Raw genomic sequence first — 16,810 nt, 5'->3', positions numbered from 1 at the left:
TGGAACTGTTACGTCTGGTTGGCCTGTTTGCCCTGACCGCGCTGGCGGAAATTCTCGGCTGCTATCTGCCCTGGCTGGTCCTGAAGCAAGGCAGGAGCGCGCTGCTGCTGGTGCCGGCCGCGCTTTCGCTGGCGCTGTTCGCCTGGCTGCTGACGCTGCATCCGACCGCGGCCGGGCGCACCTATGCCGCATACGGCGGCATGTACATCGCGGTCGCGCTGCTCTGGCTGCGGCTGGTCGACGGCGTCGCGCTGACGCGCTGGGACATCGCCGGCGCCACCATCGCGCTGGTCGGTATGGCGGTCATCGCGTTGCAACCGACCCCGCACTGATCGCTCAATGCACGGCGGCCACGCCCGGCTCGGCGCCAGCGGCGGTCGTCCAGCCACCACCCAGGGCGAGGAACAGATCGACCTGATCCTGTGACAACCGGGCCTCGGAGGCGGCGAGGGTGGCTTCGCTGGCGGCCAGCGTGCGCTCGGCGTCCAGACTGTCGAGGTAGGCGAGCCGGCCTTCCTGATACAGCGTGCGGCTGTACTCGGCGGCTGCTTTAGCGGCATCGCGCGACTGGCGCAGGGCGCGGTTGCGCTGCAGATCGTCGGCGTAGCGGGCGAGCAGCGTCTGGGTTTCACGCAGCGCTTCGAGCACCACGCCATCGAAGCGGGCGAGCGCCGCGTCGGCACCGGCCTCGGTGGCGCGCACGCGGGCGCGGTCGACCTGGGTCGGGAAGTGCCAGGCGATATGCGGGCCAAACGCCCAGCGCCGGGTGATCGGATCGCCCATGTGTTCGAGCATGCCGGTGTAGCCGGCGCTGGCTCCGAGGCTGACTTCCGGATACATCATCGCGGTCGCCACACCGATATCGGCGGTAGCGGCGGCCAGTTGCCGTTCGGCGGCGCGAACGTCCGGGCGGCGTTTGAGCAGGGCTGCGCCATCGCCCACCGGAATCGGCTGGCTCAGCTGCGGCGCATGCGTACAGGTAGCGACTGTCGGCGGCAGGTCGCCGGGCGTGCGGCCGAGCAGGGCGGCCAGCCGGTAGAGTGCGGCCGCCTTCTTGGTCTCGAACGGCGGCAGTTCGGCGCGCAGCGCTTCGGCCTGGGCGCGGGCGCGCGCCACGTCGATCTGATTGCCGCGCCCACCGGCGAACAGCCGCTCGGCGACGTCCAGCTGACGTTGCTGGATATCCAGCGACTTCCCGGCGATGTGCAGTTCCTCGGTGGCATGGCAGGCTTCGACGTAATCGCGTACGACCTGCGCCACCACGGTGATGCGCGCGGTATCCAGCGCGGCCTGGCTGGACTGGGCACTGGCGGCGGCCGATTCGGTGGCGCGCTGCAGCTTGCCGAACAGGTCGAGCTGATAGCCGACGGTCAGCCCGGCGTCGGCGAGGTTCATCACCGGCAGCTTTTCATGCAGTGCCAGCGCTTCGCTGGACAGCTGGCCGCGTGCGAGCGAGCCGCTGCCGCCGATCTCGACCTCCTGCGCGTGATGCGCCATCTGGTAGCCCTCGTAGGCACGCCGCAGGTTGTGGTAGGCCAGGCGCACGTCGCGGTTGCCGTCCAATGCGGCGCGCACCAGCTGGTCGAGCAGCGGGTCATCGTACAGTCGCCACCAGTCATCGGGCAGGGTGCTTGCGCTGACGGCGGCGTTATCGGCGAGATCGAAGGATTTTTGCGCCTTTTCCTGCTTGATGACCGCCTCGGCAGGCACCTGGTAATCCGGGCCGACGGCCGAGCAGGCCGACAGCAGGGCGATCAGCGCGAGCGGCGCGCAGCGCGACGTGCAGCTCATGGCTTCACCGGCTGCGCATCCGTGGCGACGGGCCAAGGCAGCACCGAGAGCGTCGCCGTGCGGCCGATGACCATGCGGATATCGGTCTGCTGGTCCTCGTCCAGCACCACCCGCACCGGAATGCGCTGGGCCAGGCGGACCCAGTTGAAGCTCGGGTCGATGTTGGGCAGCAGCGAATTGCCGCGTGCGCGATCGCGGTCCTCGATGCCTGCGGCGATGCTCTGCACATGGCCCTGCAGGTGCTGCGACTCGCCCATGATGTGGATGTCCACCGGCTGGCCGATGGCGATGGCGTGCAGCTTGGTTTCCTCGAAGTAGCCCTCGATGCGCAGGGAGTTGGTATCGACGATCGACAGCACCGGCGTGCCGGTTTTCACGTAGTCGCCGACGCGCATGGTCTGGTCGCTGAGATAACCGTCCACCGGGCTGAGCACGCGGGTACGCTTGAGGTCCAGCCGCGCCACGCCGAGCGCGGCCTCGGCGGTGGCCAGCGCGGCCTCGGCACGCTTGACCTGGGTGTCGCCGATCTCGACAGTTTCGGCGGCGATCAGGTCCTTGAGCACTCGGTTACGTCTGGCTTCGCGGCGCGCCTGATCGAGCTGTGCGCGGCGCTCCAGTACGGTGGCCTCGGCTTCGTCGACAGCCAGTTCGAAGCGTGCCTGGTCGATGACGAACAGCACCTGGCCGCGGCTGACCTTCTGGTTGTCACGCACGTGCAGTTCGGTCACCAGCCCGGAAACGTCCGGCGCGACCTGGATGATGTCGGCGTGAACGTGGCCGTCGCGCGTCCAGGGCGCTTCCATGTAGTAGTCCCACAGATGCAGGCTGACGACGACTGCGGCGGTCACGGCCAGCAGGGTCAGCAGTACCGAGCCGATGGCGGGTATCCAGTTCTTCACGCATTCACATCCTGGGTACGAGGTTGAACAGGGCGCCGAGCACGAGGATGTACAGGGCGAGGTTGAACAGCGGCGGGTGCCAGACCCAGCGGTAAAAGCCGAGCCGCCGCAGGGCCGCGGCGATCACGCTCTTCACGCCGTAGGCGGCCAGCATCGCCACCAGCAACACCGGCACGTAGACGCCGTAGACATTCAGGTGACCGGTCATGCGAAGGCTCCGGCAAGGTCCGCCGTGGATGGCGGCGGTTGCATCGGCACGCTGGCCGGTGCATGGGGAAACAGCGCCAGGCGCAGGCCGTTCAGTGCCTGTGCAGCCTTGCGGGCGATGCGCGTGGGATCGTCCTGCAGTAGCCGCAGCGCGGTCTCCAGCGCTTGCAGCAATTCCTGCGCGGGCGGCAGTTGGCGATGCGCGCGGGCGCAGGCGAGGAAGTGTTCACGGACCTGTTGCAGCACCGTTTGCACCTGCTGCTTTTTGCTGCGCGTCAGATGCAGCTCGCGCAGTTCCAGCAGCCGGAAGCACACGCGCAGCTCGCGCGTGGCATCGTTGAGCGCCTGGCCGTCGTCGCCCAACTGGGTGAGGCGCGGCAGCAGCTGTGCGGTGCGATCGACGAAGCTCGAGGCGACCGTCGCGTAATCCCGCTTGCGTCGCGTCACGGCCAGCTCGGCCAGGCTCAGCCAGCCATGCCGTTCCAGCCGGCGCGCGGCCCAGAACGTACCGAACGGCCGGCTCAGACGCGCCCAGACCAGCGCGAAGATCACGCCGAGCGCAGTCGATAGCGCGATGTCGGCGAACAGCTGGAAGTCCGCGCGATAGCTGTCCTGGATGGTGATGTTGGAGATCGTCTGCACGGCCACCAGGATCACCGTGCCGGCATGTTGCGGGCGGCCGGCGAGGGTGCCGAGCAACAGCAGCGGCACGGCGAGGAGGGTGGCCAGGCTGCCGAAGTCGTGCACGTTGGGCATCAGCGCGAACAGATAGATGCCCGCCGCGACGGAGGAAAACAGCGTGGCGATCAGAAACGAGCGGATAAACGGGGCCGGATTGTCCTGACTGGCGAAGAAGCATCCGGCTACCGCGGCGATGAACACGCCGCTGTAGCCATATTCCCAGCCGGAAACGAACCACAGCATGCACAGGCAGAAGATCGACACGGCAACCGACGCGGCGGAGAACGCCAGCAGGCCGTAATCATAGTGGCGCGGTCCGCCGATCAGCTGCTGCACGTGGTAGCGCAGTGCCGGCGCCGCCTCGGCATGGCCGTCGCGAAACTGCTGGTGCAGATCGAGACAGTCCTGCCAGAGATCGACCAGCGCGCGCAGCTGACGCAGGCCGCTGTCGATCGCAAGCGCGTGGGTCGGATGGGTATCGCAGAGCCAGGCGGCCAGTTGCATGCCGCGTTCGCGCAGGTGTTCGGCGCGCCCGTCCGGCGCATCACCCTGGATCCACCGATCAACATCCTGCAGGTATTCCTCCAGTTCCGGCAGCAGCCCATGCAGCTCGTCCTGCAGACGGTGCAAGGCGTCCGCCGCGGAAATCAGCTGCGGCATCAGCATCGCCATGCGTGCCCGAAACTCGCGCGCGTGAGTGGCTGACAGATGACTGCTGCTGTCGTAGCTCAGGTGATTGATCATGCCGTCCAGGCCCATCACGTCGACCAGCAGCGCGTTCAGCGCGCGCTGATCGGCCTCGCCAAGGTGCCGCGCATTGAGCATGCGGCTGACGGCGGCACGGCCATCCTGCAACAACAGGCCCATCTTCGCGCCGAGCGTGGTGGCGATACGGCTGGGAAACAGCACGGCATTGACCACACTGGCGCAGACGATCCCCAGCAGGATTTCCTCGGAGCGCGCCAGAGCGACATCGAAGATCGTCGACGGGTGATTGACCTCGGCCAGGCTGACCAGCGGCACCGTGTAGGCAGCCAGCATGAAGATGTAGCTGCGCGGCGAGCGGTCCAGCAATGATAGAAAGAGTAGGGCGCCGATCCACAGCGAGATCACCAGGCTCAGCATCACCGGTTGCTGGGCGAACATCGGCAGCAGTACGACCGACGCCGCCGCACCGAGCAGCGTGCCCAGCGCGCGGTAGATAGCCTTGGAGCGCGTCGCCCCGGAAAGCGGGTGCGACACGACATACACCGAGGCCATCGCCCAGTACGGGTTGTCCAGCGGAATCGCCAGGGCAATGTAGAGCGCGAGCAGGGCAGCAATCAGCGCCTTGGCCGAAAACAGCCATTCGCGCCAGGTCGGCATGGTCATAGCAAGTCTGTTCTGAAGAAGCGCGCGCCGGGGAGGAGGTGACAGGGCGCCACGCAAGCACACAAGAAGTTACATTTAACGCGAATTCGCTATGACAAATTGAACAAGCACTAGGACAATTACGGCCTGTTCGGGCGTGCGATATCGACGCAAACGCCCGTCTTGCCTTGCTGAATCACGACAATGACCAAACGCATACCCAATTACGCGCTGTACGGTCAGGCCGCCTTGCCGAGCTGGCAGAACCTGCTGCATCTGGAGTGGATCAGCACGCGAGGCGAGTCGCATCAGCGCGAAATTCGCCCGCATCAGCACGATTCGTTGCTGCAGATCGTCTACGTGCGTCGGGGGCACGGCGAGGTTTCGCTGGAAAACAGCCGCATGGCGTTTCAGGCGCCGTGCCTGATCCTGCTGCCGCAACGCACCGTGCATGCGTTTCGCTACAGCGCCGAGACTGACGGCCCGGTCATCACGGTGGCACAGCGGCCGCTCGAGTCGACGGCGCGCATTCTCTCCGCCGATCTGCTGGCATTCCTGCAGCGCCCGGTAGTCGTGGCGTTGCCGTGGCCAGCCGATGGCACCGAGCCGATCTGGCCGCTGTTCGAGCTGATCGAGGCCGAAGCCGAAAGTCAGGCCCCCGGAAGCGTCGCTGCCGGGCAGGCGCTGCTGGCTGCGTTGCTGCTGCGCATCACACGGCTTGAGCGCCCGGCGCCGGCACCGATCCAGAGCCGCGGGCGCCGCTCGGCCATGCTGGGGCGGTTTCGCGAGCTGGTCGACACGCATTATCGTCAGCAGTGGTCCCTCGGCCGCTATGCCGAGGCGCTCGGCGTCACAGTGGCCACGCTGGGGCGTGCCTGCCGCGAACAATTCGGCGAATCGCCAAGCGCCATCGTCAATGCACGCATCGTCCGCGAGGCGCAGCGGCAACTGGCGTACACCAGTCTGGATATCCAGCAGATCGCCCGCGACCTGGGCTTTGCCGATGCGGCTTACTTCAGTCGGTTCTTCCGCAAGCAGTCCGGTCTCAAACCCAGCGAGTTTCGCGCCGCGTTCCGCGATGCGCAGTCGTGAGCAGCGAAAGCGGATGAATGCAAAGCGATGCAGAGAACGCATTTGGTGCCAGTGACTACCCTCAGTTGGTATCTTTGAGTTCTCATAATGCACATGGCCTTATGTTGAGCGGTGTCCGGACAATGCTTGCAGCTCCGGGCGCCGGTTAACATAGGGCCGATTATGAGAGCCGCTATCCCGCTTACCATCCCTGAACGCCTTGTACGCGATGCTCGGCTCTACTCGGCGCGCGGTCACGATCTGGACGCGGTTTGCTACGTCCTCGAAGACTATGGTCGGTTGGTTGCCGAGCTGCGGCAGCTTCGCCGGCGAGTGTCCGACCTCGATGACGAAGGGGCAGAGCTGGAATCGCTTCTTGACGAACTTCGGCAGATCGCCCGCCGTGTTCTTGAACTCTGAATGACCGGCTTACCTCGACTCGCCGCTTGCGGCGATTAGTCGCCTGCATGGCCTCCAGTCGTGCGCATAGCAACCGCGACGACACCCCCAAAGGGGCCGACCTCCAGCCATACGAAAAAGCCCCCCAGCGGGCTGCGTGACCACTGAGGGGCTTTTCGCGTTCGTCGTCGTTCTGTCCCGCCTCAACCTCAACCCGTGCCCTGATCTGCTCAAACCACACAGCTCCGGGGCTTTTCTCTGCCGCTCTCCCCAGATCGTCAGCGGCTCCGCTGGTTAGGTCCCGAAGGTTCGGAGGTTCAGCGCTGCTTTTCGACCTCGGAGCATTGATGCATGAGCTTTTTCGGCAAAATCTCTCCGTTTGCCTCTTTGATTTTGTCAATCAACAAAGCACGCGCCCACTCGCATTTTTCTTTCGTTTCGTACCGATTTAGATCTAGTGCGTCGCCTGCGCCTCCGGCGATGGCGATCCACAGCATCCATTCTGTCATTTTCGGTCCTACGTTCTGGATCGGGCGGGGTGGGGGTGCTGTAACACCCCCAATTTGGTATGGAATCCCGTACTTTTTCAGTCCTTCTGCAGGACCTCCTCGCGGTATTTCAATACATCCTTTGTGGTTATTTGGCCGAGGTGCTTCCAGAGCGTTGCATTCACCAAATCGGCCTCCGCTATGTCTTCTCTCGTCTCGACGATCATGTTTATTCGCCTCTCTTTGATCACCTCGACGAACTCGTCCCGCACGCGATAGGGCTTCGTCACAGTCTTCATTTCCTGTTGTTCCTCTGATGCCAGTTATTCTGTCACGCGTTGCTTTGTAACGCGTAACGGCGTATAAGTTCGCCCGTACCGTAACGTGTAACGCTGAAACGGATGCCGCGAATGCAGTCTGCAGATCAAAAATCACGGATGTTTATCGACTACCTGTCGGTAGAGCAGGTTTATCCGTTCGATCTGCCGAAGATCGCCCCCGTCACCATCGAGAAGTATTGCTCTCGTACTGGTGAACGGCTCGCTACCACTCAGCCTAAGGTCAAGTACGAGGGTTCCTATTCGACGTCGATCACGGTTCGTGTCGATGGCTGCAAGCTGATCGTTCAAGGCAACCCGAGCGCGGTCGATCGGCTCGACAACCTGTTCGGCTTCCAGACCGTTGAGCAGTGCGTCGTGGTTTACAACCGCATCTTGGCGAACATGAAAGACGACGAGGGCAGGGCGGTTTCGCTTCCGCCGCTGACAAAGTGCACCCGACTCGACTTCTTGCAGGCACAGGCTTCCCGCATCAAGGAAGTCCAACTCGATGACGGCACGATTCAGACCGTCGAGACCACTCACCGCCACACGACGCTGGGCGATGGCATGCGTATTACGCGCATCGACCTGACGACCAATCGCTCAGTTGGTCAGGGCAACGAACTCGACTATGTGTCCGGCCTCAGCACACAGCGTGCCGGCTACAAGGTCGGCCATCTGTTCGAGGATGGTTGCACTGTCGATTGGACCGCCCGCGACCAGTACCGCAAGGCGTACATCAAGGCCGTGGCCCTTGAGAAATTCACGCTCCCCAAGGCTCGGCGGAACTTCGGCGACGACTCGCCCGAGGTCGTTTATCTGCGCGAGCTGATCGCTTACTGCAAGTCGAACGGCGTTGTTCGCATGGAACAGGAACTCAAGCGTGAGTACCTCCAGCGTGAGGGCCTTTGCTGGTGGGGCCTGTTCGATGAATCCCGCTTCCAGACCATACACGACGCATTTTTGAAGATAGACGACCGACTGAAGGTGACGGCTATGGATTTCGAGACGATCGCAGATCACCTCATTTCCGAGGGGATCGTGAAGAACAACAAGGCTGCGTACACCACTGCCATGTATGCGCTCCAGTGGATGACCGGCAAGGCCAAGTTTGATTTCGAGAAGTCCTCAGTTAAGACCCACCGCGCGCGGCTTCGCCAGATCGGAATCGACATTGCCAACCCATGCGACACCTCGAAGGTGCGCCCGGTCATTCACACCGCCAGCCGTGAGGTTATCCCGGTTGACGTGCTGCAAATTCCGTCTTGGTACCGCCGTCCGAATCATTTGCAGGTGGCCGCATGAGCCTGCCCCGGTGGTTTGTTTTCGCCGCTCTGGCGCTGTTTGTTCAGATCGTCGCGTGCGGCGCTCTCTACCTCGCTTTGCAGGTGGCCGCATGACTCGCCATCTCTATTTTGCGTTCACCTTCGGCGGATTGCCTGTTGCGCCGGCCCGTATTGGCCATGATTCGCCGCTCGTCCTTGAGCATCCAGACTCTGGTTGCCGCTACTCGCCCATTGCTTGGCTTCGCCTTCGGGGCTTCGCGAAATGATCGCCGCTACCTGCTCGCTGCTCGCGACCCTCGCCGGTGGCGCGATTGCGCTTTACCTCGTGCGCTTGGGGTTCCGCCCATGATCCAGATGCACACCGACTATCCGGCCAACGGCATGACCGTTTCCGAGTTCCGCCGCCAGCAGATGCGGCGCTTTTACTCCCGTCCGAACTCCGACCACCTGCGCAGCCAGGTGGCCGAAACCATCGCCGAACTTGATCGGCGGAAAGAGCAGGGCGCTAAGCCCGAGCGCGTCTGGACGTTCGAGTCTGAGACCCGTTTAACCCCGTGCTTCGCCGACGTTTTCGGCTTCTAGGAGACCCACCCATGCACATCATCAAAGGCACTGTTCTCGGCGTTGTCGACAAAGGCGAACCCGATAAGCGCTGGGCCATCGTGGCCGTTCAAACCATGTCCAAGGATCGCGACGGCTTCGACGTGACCAACACCGTGAAGGCCCGCGTATTCGGCGACGCCATCAAGAACGGTCTCCACAACGCTTACCGCCAGCAGGTCGGTGTCGAGGTCTTCATGCCCGTCACCTGCGAGGTGAACGACCGTTACAACTCGATTGACTACCTGCTCGCCGGTGTCCCGCTGCGCTTGCAGGAAGCCCGTCCTGCTGCTGCGCCTGCTGCTGCGGCCGCTGCCGCACCTGCCCGAGCTGCCGGGGCTAACTAACAATGGCCGTCGTATCTGTTCAAGCGTGCACTCAATGGACCGAAAGTTCCGGTGCCGTTTCATGTACGCAACTTGAATGGGTGCCGGCTTACTTACTTCCTCCATCTGCGGAGGGGTATCTCACCCTGTTAATGGGTGGGTTTGATGCGTCGGCGTTCCGTATTGGATTTGCCTCGGCTATTGGCTTGTTTGCCATCGGCTTTGGTGTCGGCGTAGTGCTGTCAATCATGCGCAAAGCGCGTTCTTGATCTTTAAGGAGCTTCATCATGGAAAAACTTCAAACCCTGTTCCGTAACGCCTCCATCGTCGCTGTTGGCTCGGCTGTTGCGTCTTCTCCTGTTTTCGCGGAGTCGTTGATTGATACCGCCACTACCGCCGCCCTCGATCAGGCATCCGGTGACGGTACTTCGGTGGGCAAGCTGGTTATCGCTGCCGTTGCGATCATCGTCGGTGTGTCGCTGGTTATCAGCATGATGCGCAAGGCGTAATGATCTGGTCGCTGCTGCTGGGCGTTCTGTTGGCCAAGGCGCTAATAGCAGGCATGCAAGTCGGCCAGTATCAGTAACCATAAGGCCTCGGGATTCCGGGGCCGTTTTTTTTACGGCATCTTTTCGATGTGGTGAACATTATGGCGAACCTCTGCCGATATCTTCTCGTAGCCGTTCTTTTGGTTTCCTCTGGTGCATTTGCTGCTGTTGAGGTGCCTCGATATCACGGCAAGATTGGCTCGTGGGAATCACCCGGTAAAACCTCTAAATCTGCCGCGTGCCGGGCTGTATTCGAAATTGAAACCGCATATACCTTTCTCGCGGCTGGCTCCGGTGAATCTTCCGGCTCGTGTCTTGGTACTCAAGGGACGCAGAATTTTCAAGTTGGCTCGTGGATTCGTCGCTTTATCATCTGTGAACATGGTTCCACTGATGGCGTAACCTGTGACCCTCCGCCAGAGAATGACTGCAAAGAGGGTGACTTATTTCCCGCTCGTGGCGCCGATTCTCCAATTATTACTGGTGGCGATGGTACTAAGATTGTTGCGTCTTCTCCGCCTACCAATGTTTGTTATAACTCCTGTTCTTATGCCGGGACTCAGGGCGAAACGCGTAGTAGTGGCTGTTATATTTCGGCTGCCGATTCCACTATGGGTTACTGCAACTATGTAATTAAAGGCACGGGTCAGAGTTGCACGACTGAAAACTATCAGTTTGCCAAAAGTGGCGATCCTCTTAACCCGCCTCCTGATCCTGACGCTCCACCCCCCGTTATTTGCCCCCCTGGTTGGGGTATGTCTGGCAATACCTGTTTCCCTAATCCCCCCGATCCTGATGGCGGTGACGGCGGTGATGGCGGTACTGGTGGCGACACTGGCGGTTCTGATGGCGGTGGTGATGGCTCTGGTGGTGGAGGAGGCGGGGGTGGTGGCGGCGGTTCTGATGGTGGCTCGGACGGCGGTTCTGACGGCGGCTCCGATGGCGGCGATTCCGGCTCCGGTGATAACCCCGATGGTGGTATCGGTGGCGGTGGTTCCAGTTCTGGCGGTACTCCCGGTACTGGTGAGGGTGACGGCCTGTTCAAGCCGAAACAAGGTTCCTTTGACGGCTATTTGAAAGATGCGGACGAAGTAATCGCCGGTTACAAGGCTCAACTCAAAGCCGTTTCCGATAAGTACAAAGGATTGATTGATTCGAAGCTGAATATAAATCTTTCGCCGGCTGGCGGTGGTCTGCCTTGTTTTTCGTTCACTTATCGCGGATCGAATCAACAGGTGTGCTTGAGCACATATGAGGCTGAGGCGTCCACTTTGCGCAATGCAATACTTCTAATTGCTGCGCTTGCATCGTTGTTTATTGTCTTCTCTCGGAGGTCTGAGTGATGGATGCATTCGTTACCGATATTATTAATTTTCTCCAATCTGTTTGGGATTGGTTTTACGTTGGCATTTATGAGTTCACCAAGTCGGCTTTTGTTCTTTTAACGAAGTATTGTATTCAGGCTTATTTCTCCGTCATGATCTTTGCTGCAGAGATTGGCTTCGAGGTGTTCAGCCAGCTAATGAAAGATGTTGGTGTTTCTCAATATGTTCAGAGCAACTATGCGTCGCTCGATGTTAAGTTGCGCTCCGCGCTGGCGTTCTTTGGTATTCCTGATGCCGTCAATATGATTGTTTCCGCTATCGGCACTCGCTTCGCTATGCGGTTTATTCCGTTCATTGGTCGCTAATTATGGCTATTAAAATTCACCACGGGCCAAACGGCTCTTATAAAACCTCCGGTGCTATCCAAGATGATCTTGTGCCCGCTATCAAGAAAGGGCGCTATATCATCACCAATATTCGCGGCCTGACCCGCGAGCGTGTCTTTCAGGTTTTTCCCGATACGCCGTCTAGTTTGGAAGTTCTGAATCTTGAACTTGAAAATCCGGACGATTTGGAGCGCATGCGCAACTGGTTTACTTGGGCGCCTCGCGGTGCATTTATCATCTTCGATGAAACTCAGTTGATATTTCTCAAGTCGTGGAGGGAAGGGGATTTAAAGCAATTCGATTTTCCCGGCGGTCCTAAAGCTGCAAAAGAAGCTGACCGGCCTATGAATTGGCTCGATGCCTGGACACGCCACCGGCATTTCAACTGGGACGTAATTCTCACCACGCCAAACATCTGCTATATCCGCGACGATATCCGCAATACCGCCGAGAAAGCCTATCTTCATAGCAACCTTGCAGTTATCGGCATCAGTGGCCGTTACAAGGAAACTCAACATGCTGCGATTGAAAATCGCCCGCCAGCACGCGATACAATCGTAGAACTCAAGAAGATCAAAAAAGAGACGTTTAGACTTTATGACTCAACAGCAACCGGCGTCGTTACCGATACCATCGCGGGCAAGAGCATTTTTAAACAGCCTAAAGTTCTACTATTCATGGCAATTCCGGCCCTTGCTATTGGGTCTGTTATTAACGACGGCGGACCTAGTTTTCTCGCTGATCCGGCTGTACGGTCTGCTCCTGCTGGAAATCTTCCGGCCGGTCCTGCGTCTGCTACGGTGGCTGTTCCGGTTCCTGCTGCTGCGCCTGTTGCTGTTCCTGATCGTGTTCTGGCTGTTCAATCAGTTGCTCAGGCTGCTCCTGTAGATCATCCGTTCGCAGGCCGAGCGATCGACGTTCACGCCGGTGTGCGTTCCGAGACTGGCCGTCGAACTTACATGTTCTCAATCACTGGTCCCGATGGGCGTGTTCTGAACCTGACGGACCGCGAACTCGCAGCAGCCGGTTATCTGGTTTCGGGGGTCAGTGAGTGTGTTGTCCGACTGCGTTATGAGGCATGGACCGCGTTCGCCATCTGCCAAGGTTCCACCCGTCGAGCCGCCGAGCGGCTCGTCTCGGAGCGTAGCGGCGAGACGGGTGGAACCGTTCTTTCCCAGCCCGGTTCGGTCTTAGCCGCCGTTGACGCAGCGCCTGATACTGAATACGTCCCCAAGGCCCTGCCTAAGCTCTGATTGGGCGGTTCTCATAATGCACATGGCCTTATGTTGAGCGGTGTCCGGACAATGCTTGCAGCTCCGGGCGCCGGTTAACATAGGGCCGATTATGAGAGCCGCTATCCCGCTTACCATCCCTGAACGCCTTGTACGCGATGCTCGGCTCTACTCGGCGCGCGGTCACGATCTGGACGCGGTTTGCTACGTCCTCGAAGACTATGGTCGGTTGGTTGCCGAGCTGCGGCAGCTTCGCCGGCGAGTGTCCGACCTCGATGACGAAGGGGCAGAGCTGGAATCGCTTCTTGACGAACTTCGGCAGATCGCCCGCCGTGTTCTTGAACTCTGAATGACCGGCTTACCTCGACTCGCCGCTTGCGGCGATTAGTCGCCTGCATGGCCTCCAGTCGTGCGCATAGCAACCGCGACGACACCCCCAAAGGGGCCGACCTCCAGCCATACGAAAAAGCCCCCCAGCGGGCTGCGTGACCACTGAGGGGCTTTTCGCGTTCGTCGTCGTTCTGTCCCGCCTCAACCTCAACCCGTGCCCTGATCTGCTCAAACCACACAGCTCCGGGGCTTTTCTCTGCCGCTCTCCCCAGATCGTCAGCGGCTCCGCTGGTTAGGTCCCGAAGGTTCGGAGGTTCAGCGCTGCTTTTCGACCTCGGAGCATTGATGCATGAGCTTTTTCGGCAAAATCTCTCCGTTTGCCTCTTTGATTTTGTCAATCAACAAAGCACGCGCCCACTCGCATTTTTCTTTCGTTTCGTACCGATTTAGATCTAGTGCGTCGCCTGCGCCTCCGGCGATGGCGATCCACAGCATCCATTCTGTCATTTTCGGTCCTACGTTCTGGATCGGGCGGGGTGGGGGTGCTGTAACACCCCCAATTTGGTATGGAATCCCGTACTTTTTCAGTCCTTCTGCAGGACCTCCTCGCGGTATTTCAATACATCCTTTGTGGTTATTTGGCCGAGGTGCTTCCAGAGCGTTGCATTCACCAAATCGGCCTCCGCTATGTCTTCTCTCGTCTCGACGATCATGTTTATTCGCCTCTCTTTGATCACCTCGACGAACTCGTCCCGCACGCGATAGGGCTTCGTCACAGTCTTCATTTCCTGTTGTTCCTCTGATGCCAGTTATTCTGTCACGCGTTGCTTTGTAACGCGTAACGGCGTATAAGTTCGCCCGTACCGTAACGTGTAACGCTGAAACGGATGCCGCGAATGCAGTCTGCAGATCAAAAATCACGGATGTTTATCGACTACCTGTCGGTAGAGCAGGTTTATCCGTTCGATCTGCCGAAGATCGCCCCCGTCACCATCGAGAAGTATTGCTCTCGTACTGGTGAACGGCTCGCTACCACTCAGCCTAAGGTCAAGTACGAGGGTTCCTATTCGACGTCGATCACGGTTCGTGTCGATGGCTGCAAGCTGATCGTTCAAGGCAACCCGAGCGCGGTCGATCGGCTCGACAACCTGTTCGGCTTCCAGACCGTTGAGCAGTGCGTCGTGGTTTACAACCGCATCTTGGCGAACATGAAAGACGACGAGGGCAGGGCGGTTTCGCTTCCGCCGCTGACAAAGTGCACCCGACTCGACTTCTTGCAGGCACAGGCTTCCCGCATCAAGGAAGTCCAACTCGATGACGGCACGATTCAGACCGTCGAGACCACTCACCGCCACACGACGCTGGGCGATGGCATGCGTATTACGCGCATCGACCTGACGACCAATCGCTCAGTTGGTCAGGGCAACGAACTCGACTATGTGTCCGGCCTCAGCACACAGCGTGCCGGCTACAAGGTCGGCCATCTGTTCGAGGATGGTTGCACTGTCGATTGGACCGCCCGCGACCAGTACCGCAAGGCGTACATCAAGGCCGTGGCCCTTGAGAAATTCACGCTCCCCAAGGCTCGGCGGAACTTCGGCGACGACTCGCCCGAGGTCGTTTATCTGCGCGAGCTGATCGCTTACTGCAAGTCGAACGGCGTTGTTCGCATGGAACAGGAACTCAAGCGTGAGTACCTCCAGCGTGAGGGCCTTTGCTGGTGGGGCCTGTTCGATGAATCCCGCTTCCAGACCATACACGACGCATTTTTGAAGATAGACGACCGACTGAAGGTGACGGCTATGGATTTCGAGACGATCGCAGATCACCTCATTTCCGAGGGGATCGTGAAGAACAACAAGGCTGCGTACACCACTGCCATGTATGCGCTCCAGTGGATGACCGGCAAGGCCAAGTTTGATTTCGAGAAGTCCTCAGTTAAGACCCACCGCGCGCGGCTTCGCCAGATCGGAATCGACATTGCCAACCCATGCGACACCTCGAAGGTGCGCCCGGTCATTCACACCGCCAGCCGTGAGGTTATCCCGGTTGACGTGCTGCAAATTCCGTCTTGGTACCGCCGTCCGAATCATTTGCAGGTGGCCGCATGAGCCTGCCCCGGTGGTTTGTTTTCGCCGCTCTGGCGCTGTTTGTTCAGATCGTCGCGTGCGGCGCTCTCTACCTCGCTTTGCAGGTGGCCGCATGACTCGCCATCTCTATTTTGCGTTCACCTTCGGCGGATTGCCTGTTGCGCCGGCCCGTATTGGCCATGATTCGCCGCTCGTCCTTGAGCATCCAGACTCTGGTTGCCGCTACTCGCCCATTGCTTGGCTTCGCCTTCGGGGCTTCGCGAAATGATCGCCGCTACCTGCTCGCTGCTCGCGACCCTCGCCGGTGGCGCGATTGCGCTTTACCTCGTGCGCTTGGGGTTCCGCCCATGATCCAGATGCACACCGACTATCCGGCCAACGGCATGACCGTTTCCGAGTTCCGCCGCCAGCAGATGCGGCGCTTTTACTCCCGTCCGAACTCCGACCACCTGCGCAGCCAGGTGGCCGAAACCATCGCCGAACTTGATCGGCGGAAAGAGCAGGGCGCTAAGCCCGAGCGCGTCTGGACGTTCGAGTCTGAGACCCGTTTAACCCCGTGCTTCGCCGACGTTTTCGGCTTCTAGGAGACCCACCCATGCACATCATCAAAGGCACTGTTCTCGGCGTTGTCGACAAAGGCGAACCCGATAAGCGCTGGGCCATCGTGGCCGTTCAAACCATGTCCAAGGATCGCGACGGCTTCGACGTGACCAACACCGTGAAGGCCCGCGTATTCGGCGACGCCATCAAGAACGGTCTCCACAACGCTTACCGCCAGCAGGTCGGTGTCGAGGTCTTCATGCCCGTCACCTGCGAGGTGAACGACCGTTACAACTCGATTGACTACCTGCTCGCCGGTGTCCCGCTGCGCTTGCAGGAAGCCCGTCCTGCTGCTGCGCCTGCTGCTGCGGCCGCTGCCGCACCTGCCCGAGCTGCCGGGGCTAACTAACAATGGCCGTCGTATCTGTTCAAGCGTGCACTCAATGGACCGAAAGTTCCGGTGCCGTTTCATGTACGCAACTTGAATGGGTGCCGGCTTACTTACTTCCTCCATCTGCGGAGGGGTATCTCACCCTGTTAATGGGTGGGTTTGATGCGTCGGCGTTCCGTATTGGATTTGCCTCGGCTATTGGCTTGTTTGCCATCGGCTTTGGTGTCGGCGTAGTGCTGTCAATCATGCGCAAAGCGCGTTCTTGATCTTTAAGGAGCTTCATCATGGAAAAACTTCAAACCCTGTTCCGTAACGCCTCCATCGTCGCTGTTGGCTCGGCTGTTGCGTCTTCTCCTGTTTTCGCGGAGTCGTTGATTGATACCGCCACTACCGCCGCCCTCGATCAGGCATCCGGTGACGGTACTTCGGTGGGCAAGCTGGTTATCGCTGCCGTTGCGATCATCGTCGGTGTGTCGCTGGTTATCAGCATGATGCGCAAGGCGTAATGATCTGGTCGCTGCTGCTGGGCGTTCTGTTGGCCAAGGCGCTA

At 60.1% G+C, this 16,810-nt stretch carries 21 protein-coding genes; 13 read left to right on the top strand and 8 right to left on the bottom strand.

What is annotated here, in order from left to right:
* Positions 1-5 precede the first annotated feature (5 nt).
* Positions 6-332, top strand: coding sequence for a YnfA family protein (locus AC0ZJQ_RS09770; protein WP_476477768.1), 327 nt, complete (start codon positions 6-8; stop codon positions 330-332).
* Between the two features lie 4 nt (positions 333-336).
* On the opposite strand, the gene AC0ZJQ_RS09765 is transcribed toward AC0ZJQ_RS09770, so the two are convergent.
* Genes AC0ZJQ_RS09765 through AC0ZJQ_RS09750 form a run of 4 tightly spaced genes read right to left on the bottom strand, consistent with a single transcriptional unit; the run spans position 337 to position 4,949 of the window.
* Entirely contained in the window at positions 337-1,791 is a 1,455-nt protein-coding gene (locus AC0ZJQ_RS09765; RefSeq protein ID WP_476477749.1) for an efflux transporter outer membrane subunit, read from the bottom strand.
* The gene (locus tag AC0ZJQ_RS09760; RefSeq protein WP_165594389.1) at positions 1,788-2,690 is read right to left on the bottom strand and encodes an efflux RND transporter periplasmic adaptor subunit; all 903 of its coding nucleotides are present in this window, start codon (positions 2,688-2,690) and stop codon (positions 1,788-1,790) included. The genes AC0ZJQ_RS09765 and AC0ZJQ_RS09760 overlap by 4 nt, the downstream gene beginning before the upstream one ends.
* Before the next feature lie 4 nt (positions 2,691-2,694).
* Positions 2,695-2,898, bottom strand: a complete 204-nt coding sequence (locus tag AC0ZJQ_RS09755) for a DUF1656 domain-containing protein (protein WP_008568728.1) — start codon at positions 2,896-2,898, stop codon at positions 2,695-2,697.
* Complete coding sequence (locus AC0ZJQ_RS09750) at positions 2,895-4,949, bottom strand: FUSC family protein (RefSeq protein WP_165594388.1); 2,055 nt, start codon at positions 4,947-4,949, stop codon at positions 2,895-2,897. The genes AC0ZJQ_RS09755 and AC0ZJQ_RS09750 overlap by 4 nt, the downstream gene beginning before the upstream one ends.
* Positions 4,950-5,132: 183 nt before the next feature.
* Between AC0ZJQ_RS09750 and AC0ZJQ_RS09745 the strand changes: the two genes are divergently transcribed.
* Positions 5,133-6,020: a helix-turn-helix domain-containing protein gene (locus AC0ZJQ_RS09745; protein ID WP_476477748.1), complete on the top strand. Its 888-nt coding sequence runs from the start codon at positions 5,133-5,135 to the stop codon at positions 6,018-6,020.
* Between the two features lie 695 nt (positions 6,021-6,715).
* On the opposite strand, the gene AC0ZJQ_RS09740 is transcribed toward AC0ZJQ_RS09745, so the two are convergent.
* Both AC0ZJQ_RS09740 and AC0ZJQ_RS09735 read right to left on the bottom strand, forming a co-directional pair.
* Positions 6,716-6,907 (bottom strand): hypothetical protein, encoded by a 192-nt coding sequence (locus tag AC0ZJQ_RS09740; RefSeq protein ID WP_476477747.1) that lies wholly within the window; start codon positions 6,905-6,907, stop codon positions 6,716-6,718.
* Between the two features lie 77 nt (positions 6,908-6,984).
* On the bottom strand, positions 6,985-7,185 hold the full coding sequence (locus tag AC0ZJQ_RS09735; protein WP_476477746.1) for a hypothetical protein: 201 nt from the start codon (positions 7,183-7,185) through the stop codon (positions 6,985-6,987).
* A gap of 111 nt (positions 7,186-7,296) precedes the next feature.
* Here AC0ZJQ_RS09735 and AC0ZJQ_RS09730 point away from each other — a divergent pair, with 111 nt between their 5' ends.
* The 7 genes from AC0ZJQ_RS09730 (at position 7,297) to AC0ZJQ_RS09700 (ending at position 12,930) form a co-directional block, all read left to right on the top strand.
* On the top strand, positions 7,297-8,511 hold the full coding sequence (locus AC0ZJQ_RS09730) for a phage/plasmid replication domain-containing protein (RefSeq protein WP_476477745.1): 1,215 nt from the start codon (positions 7,297-7,299) through the stop codon (positions 8,509-8,511).
* Positions 8,512-8,837: 326 nt separating this feature from the next.
* Positions 8,838-9,074 (top strand): hypothetical protein, encoded by a 237-nt coding sequence (locus tag AC0ZJQ_RS09725; RefSeq protein ID WP_476477744.1) that lies wholly within the window; start codon positions 8,838-8,840, stop codon positions 9,072-9,074.
* A gap of 11 nt (positions 9,075-9,085) precedes the next feature.
* Positions 9,086-9,439: a hypothetical protein gene (locus tag AC0ZJQ_RS09720; protein WP_476477743.1), complete on the top strand. Its 354-nt coding sequence runs from the start codon at positions 9,086-9,088 to the stop codon at positions 9,437-9,439.
* Positions 9,440-9,705: 266 nt separating this feature from the next.
* Entirely contained in the window at positions 9,706-9,927 is a 222-nt protein-coding gene (locus AC0ZJQ_RS09715) for a hypothetical protein (RefSeq protein ID WP_476477742.1), read from the top strand.
* A 140-nt stretch (positions 9,928-10,067) separates the two neighbouring features.
* Positions 10,068-11,309: an attachment protein gene (locus AC0ZJQ_RS09710; protein ID WP_476477741.1), complete on the top strand. Its 1,242-nt coding sequence runs from the start codon at positions 10,068-10,070 to the stop codon at positions 11,307-11,309.
* Complete coding sequence (locus tag AC0ZJQ_RS09705; RefSeq protein WP_476477740.1) at positions 11,309-11,656, top strand: DUF2523 family protein; 348 nt, start codon at positions 11,309-11,311, stop codon at positions 11,654-11,656. Before AC0ZJQ_RS09710 ends, AC0ZJQ_RS09705 begins: the two co-directional genes overlap by 1 nt.
* A 2-nt stretch (positions 11,657-11,658) precedes the next feature.
* Positions 11,659-12,930 (top strand): zonular occludens toxin domain-containing protein, encoded by a 1,272-nt coding sequence (locus AC0ZJQ_RS09700; RefSeq protein WP_476477739.1) that lies wholly within the window; start codon positions 11,659-11,661, stop codon positions 12,928-12,930.
* Positions 12,931-13,554: 624 nt separating this feature from the next.
* On the opposite strand, the gene AC0ZJQ_RS09695 is transcribed toward AC0ZJQ_RS09700, so the two are convergent.
* Together AC0ZJQ_RS09695 and AC0ZJQ_RS09690 are read right to left on the bottom strand one after the other, a co-directional pair.
* On the bottom strand, positions 13,555-13,746 hold the full coding sequence (locus tag AC0ZJQ_RS09695; protein WP_476477747.1) for a hypothetical protein: 192 nt from the start codon (positions 13,744-13,746) through the stop codon (positions 13,555-13,557).
* A 77-nt stretch (positions 13,747-13,823) separates the two neighbouring features.
* Positions 13,824-14,024: a hypothetical protein gene (locus AC0ZJQ_RS09690; protein ID WP_476477746.1), complete on the bottom strand. Its 201-nt coding sequence runs from the start codon at positions 14,022-14,024 to the stop codon at positions 13,824-13,826.
* 111 nt (positions 14,025-14,135) lie between these two features.
* On the opposite strand from AC0ZJQ_RS09690, the gene AC0ZJQ_RS09685 reads away from it, so the two are divergent.
* The 4 genes from AC0ZJQ_RS09685 (at position 14,136) to AC0ZJQ_RS09670 (ending at position 16,766) form a co-directional block, all read left to right on the top strand.
* Positions 14,136-15,350: a phage/plasmid replication domain-containing protein gene (locus AC0ZJQ_RS09685; protein ID WP_476477745.1), complete on the top strand. Its 1,215-nt coding sequence runs from the start codon at positions 14,136-14,138 to the stop codon at positions 15,348-15,350.
* Between the two features lie 326 nt (positions 15,351-15,676).
* A complete protein-coding gene (locus tag AC0ZJQ_RS09680; protein WP_476477744.1) occupies positions 15,677-15,913 on the top strand; it encodes a hypothetical protein in 237 nt (78 codons plus the stop codon).
* Between the two features lie 11 nt (positions 15,914-15,924).
* Positions 15,925-16,278: a hypothetical protein gene (locus AC0ZJQ_RS09675; protein WP_476477743.1), complete on the top strand. Its 354-nt coding sequence runs from the start codon at positions 15,925-15,927 to the stop codon at positions 16,276-16,278.
* 266 nt (positions 16,279-16,544) lie between these two features.
* Positions 16,545-16,766 (top strand): hypothetical protein, encoded by a 222-nt coding sequence (locus AC0ZJQ_RS09670; protein ID WP_476477742.1) that lies wholly within the window; start codon positions 16,545-16,547, stop codon positions 16,764-16,766.
* Positions 16,767-16,810: the final 44 nt, after the last annotated feature.

The organism is Stutzerimonas sp. 21-1 (genome assembly GCF_056336065.1).
The sequence above is the reverse complement of the archived record's forward strand: the minus strand, read 5'-3'. Positions and strand labels throughout refer to the sequence as shown.

What these genes read in the sequence shown, in the direction of transcription:
- AC0ZJQ_RS09740 (WP_476477747.1), bottom strand. Translation starts at nt 6,907, where the DNA reads ATGACAGAATGGATGCTGTGGATCGCCATCGCCGGAGGCGCAGGCGAC.
- AC0ZJQ_RS09765 (WP_476477749.1), bottom strand. Translation starts at nt 1,791, where the DNA reads ATGAGCTGCACGTCGCGCTGCGCGCCGCTCGCGCTGATCGCCCTGCTG.
- AC0ZJQ_RS09685 (WP_476477745.1), top strand. Translation starts at nt 14,136, where the DNA reads ATGCAGTCTGCAGATCAAAAATCACGGATGTTTATCGACTACCTGTCG.
- AC0ZJQ_RS09690 (WP_476477746.1), bottom strand. Translation starts at nt 14,024, where the DNA reads ATGAAGACTGTGACGAAGCCCTATCGCGTGCGGGACGAGTTCGTCGAG.
- AC0ZJQ_RS09750 (WP_165594388.1), bottom strand. Translation starts at nt 4,949, where the DNA reads ATGACCATGCCGACCTGGCGCGAATGGCTGTTTTCGGCCAAGGCGCTG.
- AC0ZJQ_RS09735 (WP_476477746.1), bottom strand. Translation starts at nt 7,185, where the DNA reads ATGAAGACTGTGACGAAGCCCTATCGCGTGCGGGACGAGTTCGTCGAG.
- AC0ZJQ_RS09710 (WP_476477741.1), top strand. Translation starts at nt 10,068, where the DNA reads ATGGCGAACCTCTGCCGATATCTTCTCGTAGCCGTTCTTTTGGTTTCC.
- AC0ZJQ_RS09680 (WP_476477744.1), top strand. Translation starts at nt 15,677, where the DNA reads ATGATCCAGATGCACACCGACTATCCGGCCAACGGCATGACCGTTTCC.
- AC0ZJQ_RS09675 (WP_476477743.1), top strand. Translation starts at nt 15,925, where the DNA reads ATGCACATCATCAAAGGCACTGTTCTCGGCGTTGTCGACAAAGGCGAA.
- AC0ZJQ_RS09745 (WP_476477748.1), top strand. Translation starts at nt 5,133, where the DNA reads ATGACCAAACGCATACCCAATTACGCGCTGTACGGTCAGGCCGCCTTG.
- AC0ZJQ_RS09715 (WP_476477742.1), top strand. Translation starts at nt 9,706, where the DNA reads ATGGAAAAACTTCAAACCCTGTTCCGTAACGCCTCCATCGTCGCTGTT.
- AC0ZJQ_RS09695 (WP_476477747.1), bottom strand. Translation starts at nt 13,746, where the DNA reads ATGACAGAATGGATGCTGTGGATCGCCATCGCCGGAGGCGCAGGCGAC.
- AC0ZJQ_RS09705 (WP_476477740.1), top strand. Translation starts at nt 11,309, where the DNA reads ATGGATGCATTCGTTACCGATATTATTAATTTTCTCCAATCTGTTTGG.
- AC0ZJQ_RS09670 (WP_476477742.1), top strand. Translation starts at nt 16,545, where the DNA reads ATGGAAAAACTTCAAACCCTGTTCCGTAACGCCTCCATCGTCGCTGTT.
- AC0ZJQ_RS09725 (WP_476477744.1), top strand. Translation starts at nt 8,838, where the DNA reads ATGATCCAGATGCACACCGACTATCCGGCCAACGGCATGACCGTTTCC.
- AC0ZJQ_RS09720 (WP_476477743.1), top strand. Translation starts at nt 9,086, where the DNA reads ATGCACATCATCAAAGGCACTGTTCTCGGCGTTGTCGACAAAGGCGAA.
- AC0ZJQ_RS09730 (WP_476477745.1), top strand. Translation starts at nt 7,297, where the DNA reads ATGCAGTCTGCAGATCAAAAATCACGGATGTTTATCGACTACCTGTCG.
- AC0ZJQ_RS09700 (WP_476477739.1), top strand. Translation starts at nt 11,659, where the DNA reads ATGGCTATTAAAATTCACCACGGGCCAAACGGCTCTTATAAAACCTCC.
- AC0ZJQ_RS09755 (WP_008568728.1), bottom strand. Translation starts at nt 2,898, where the DNA reads ATGACCGGTCACCTGAATGTCTACGGCGTCTACGTGCCGGTGTTGCTG.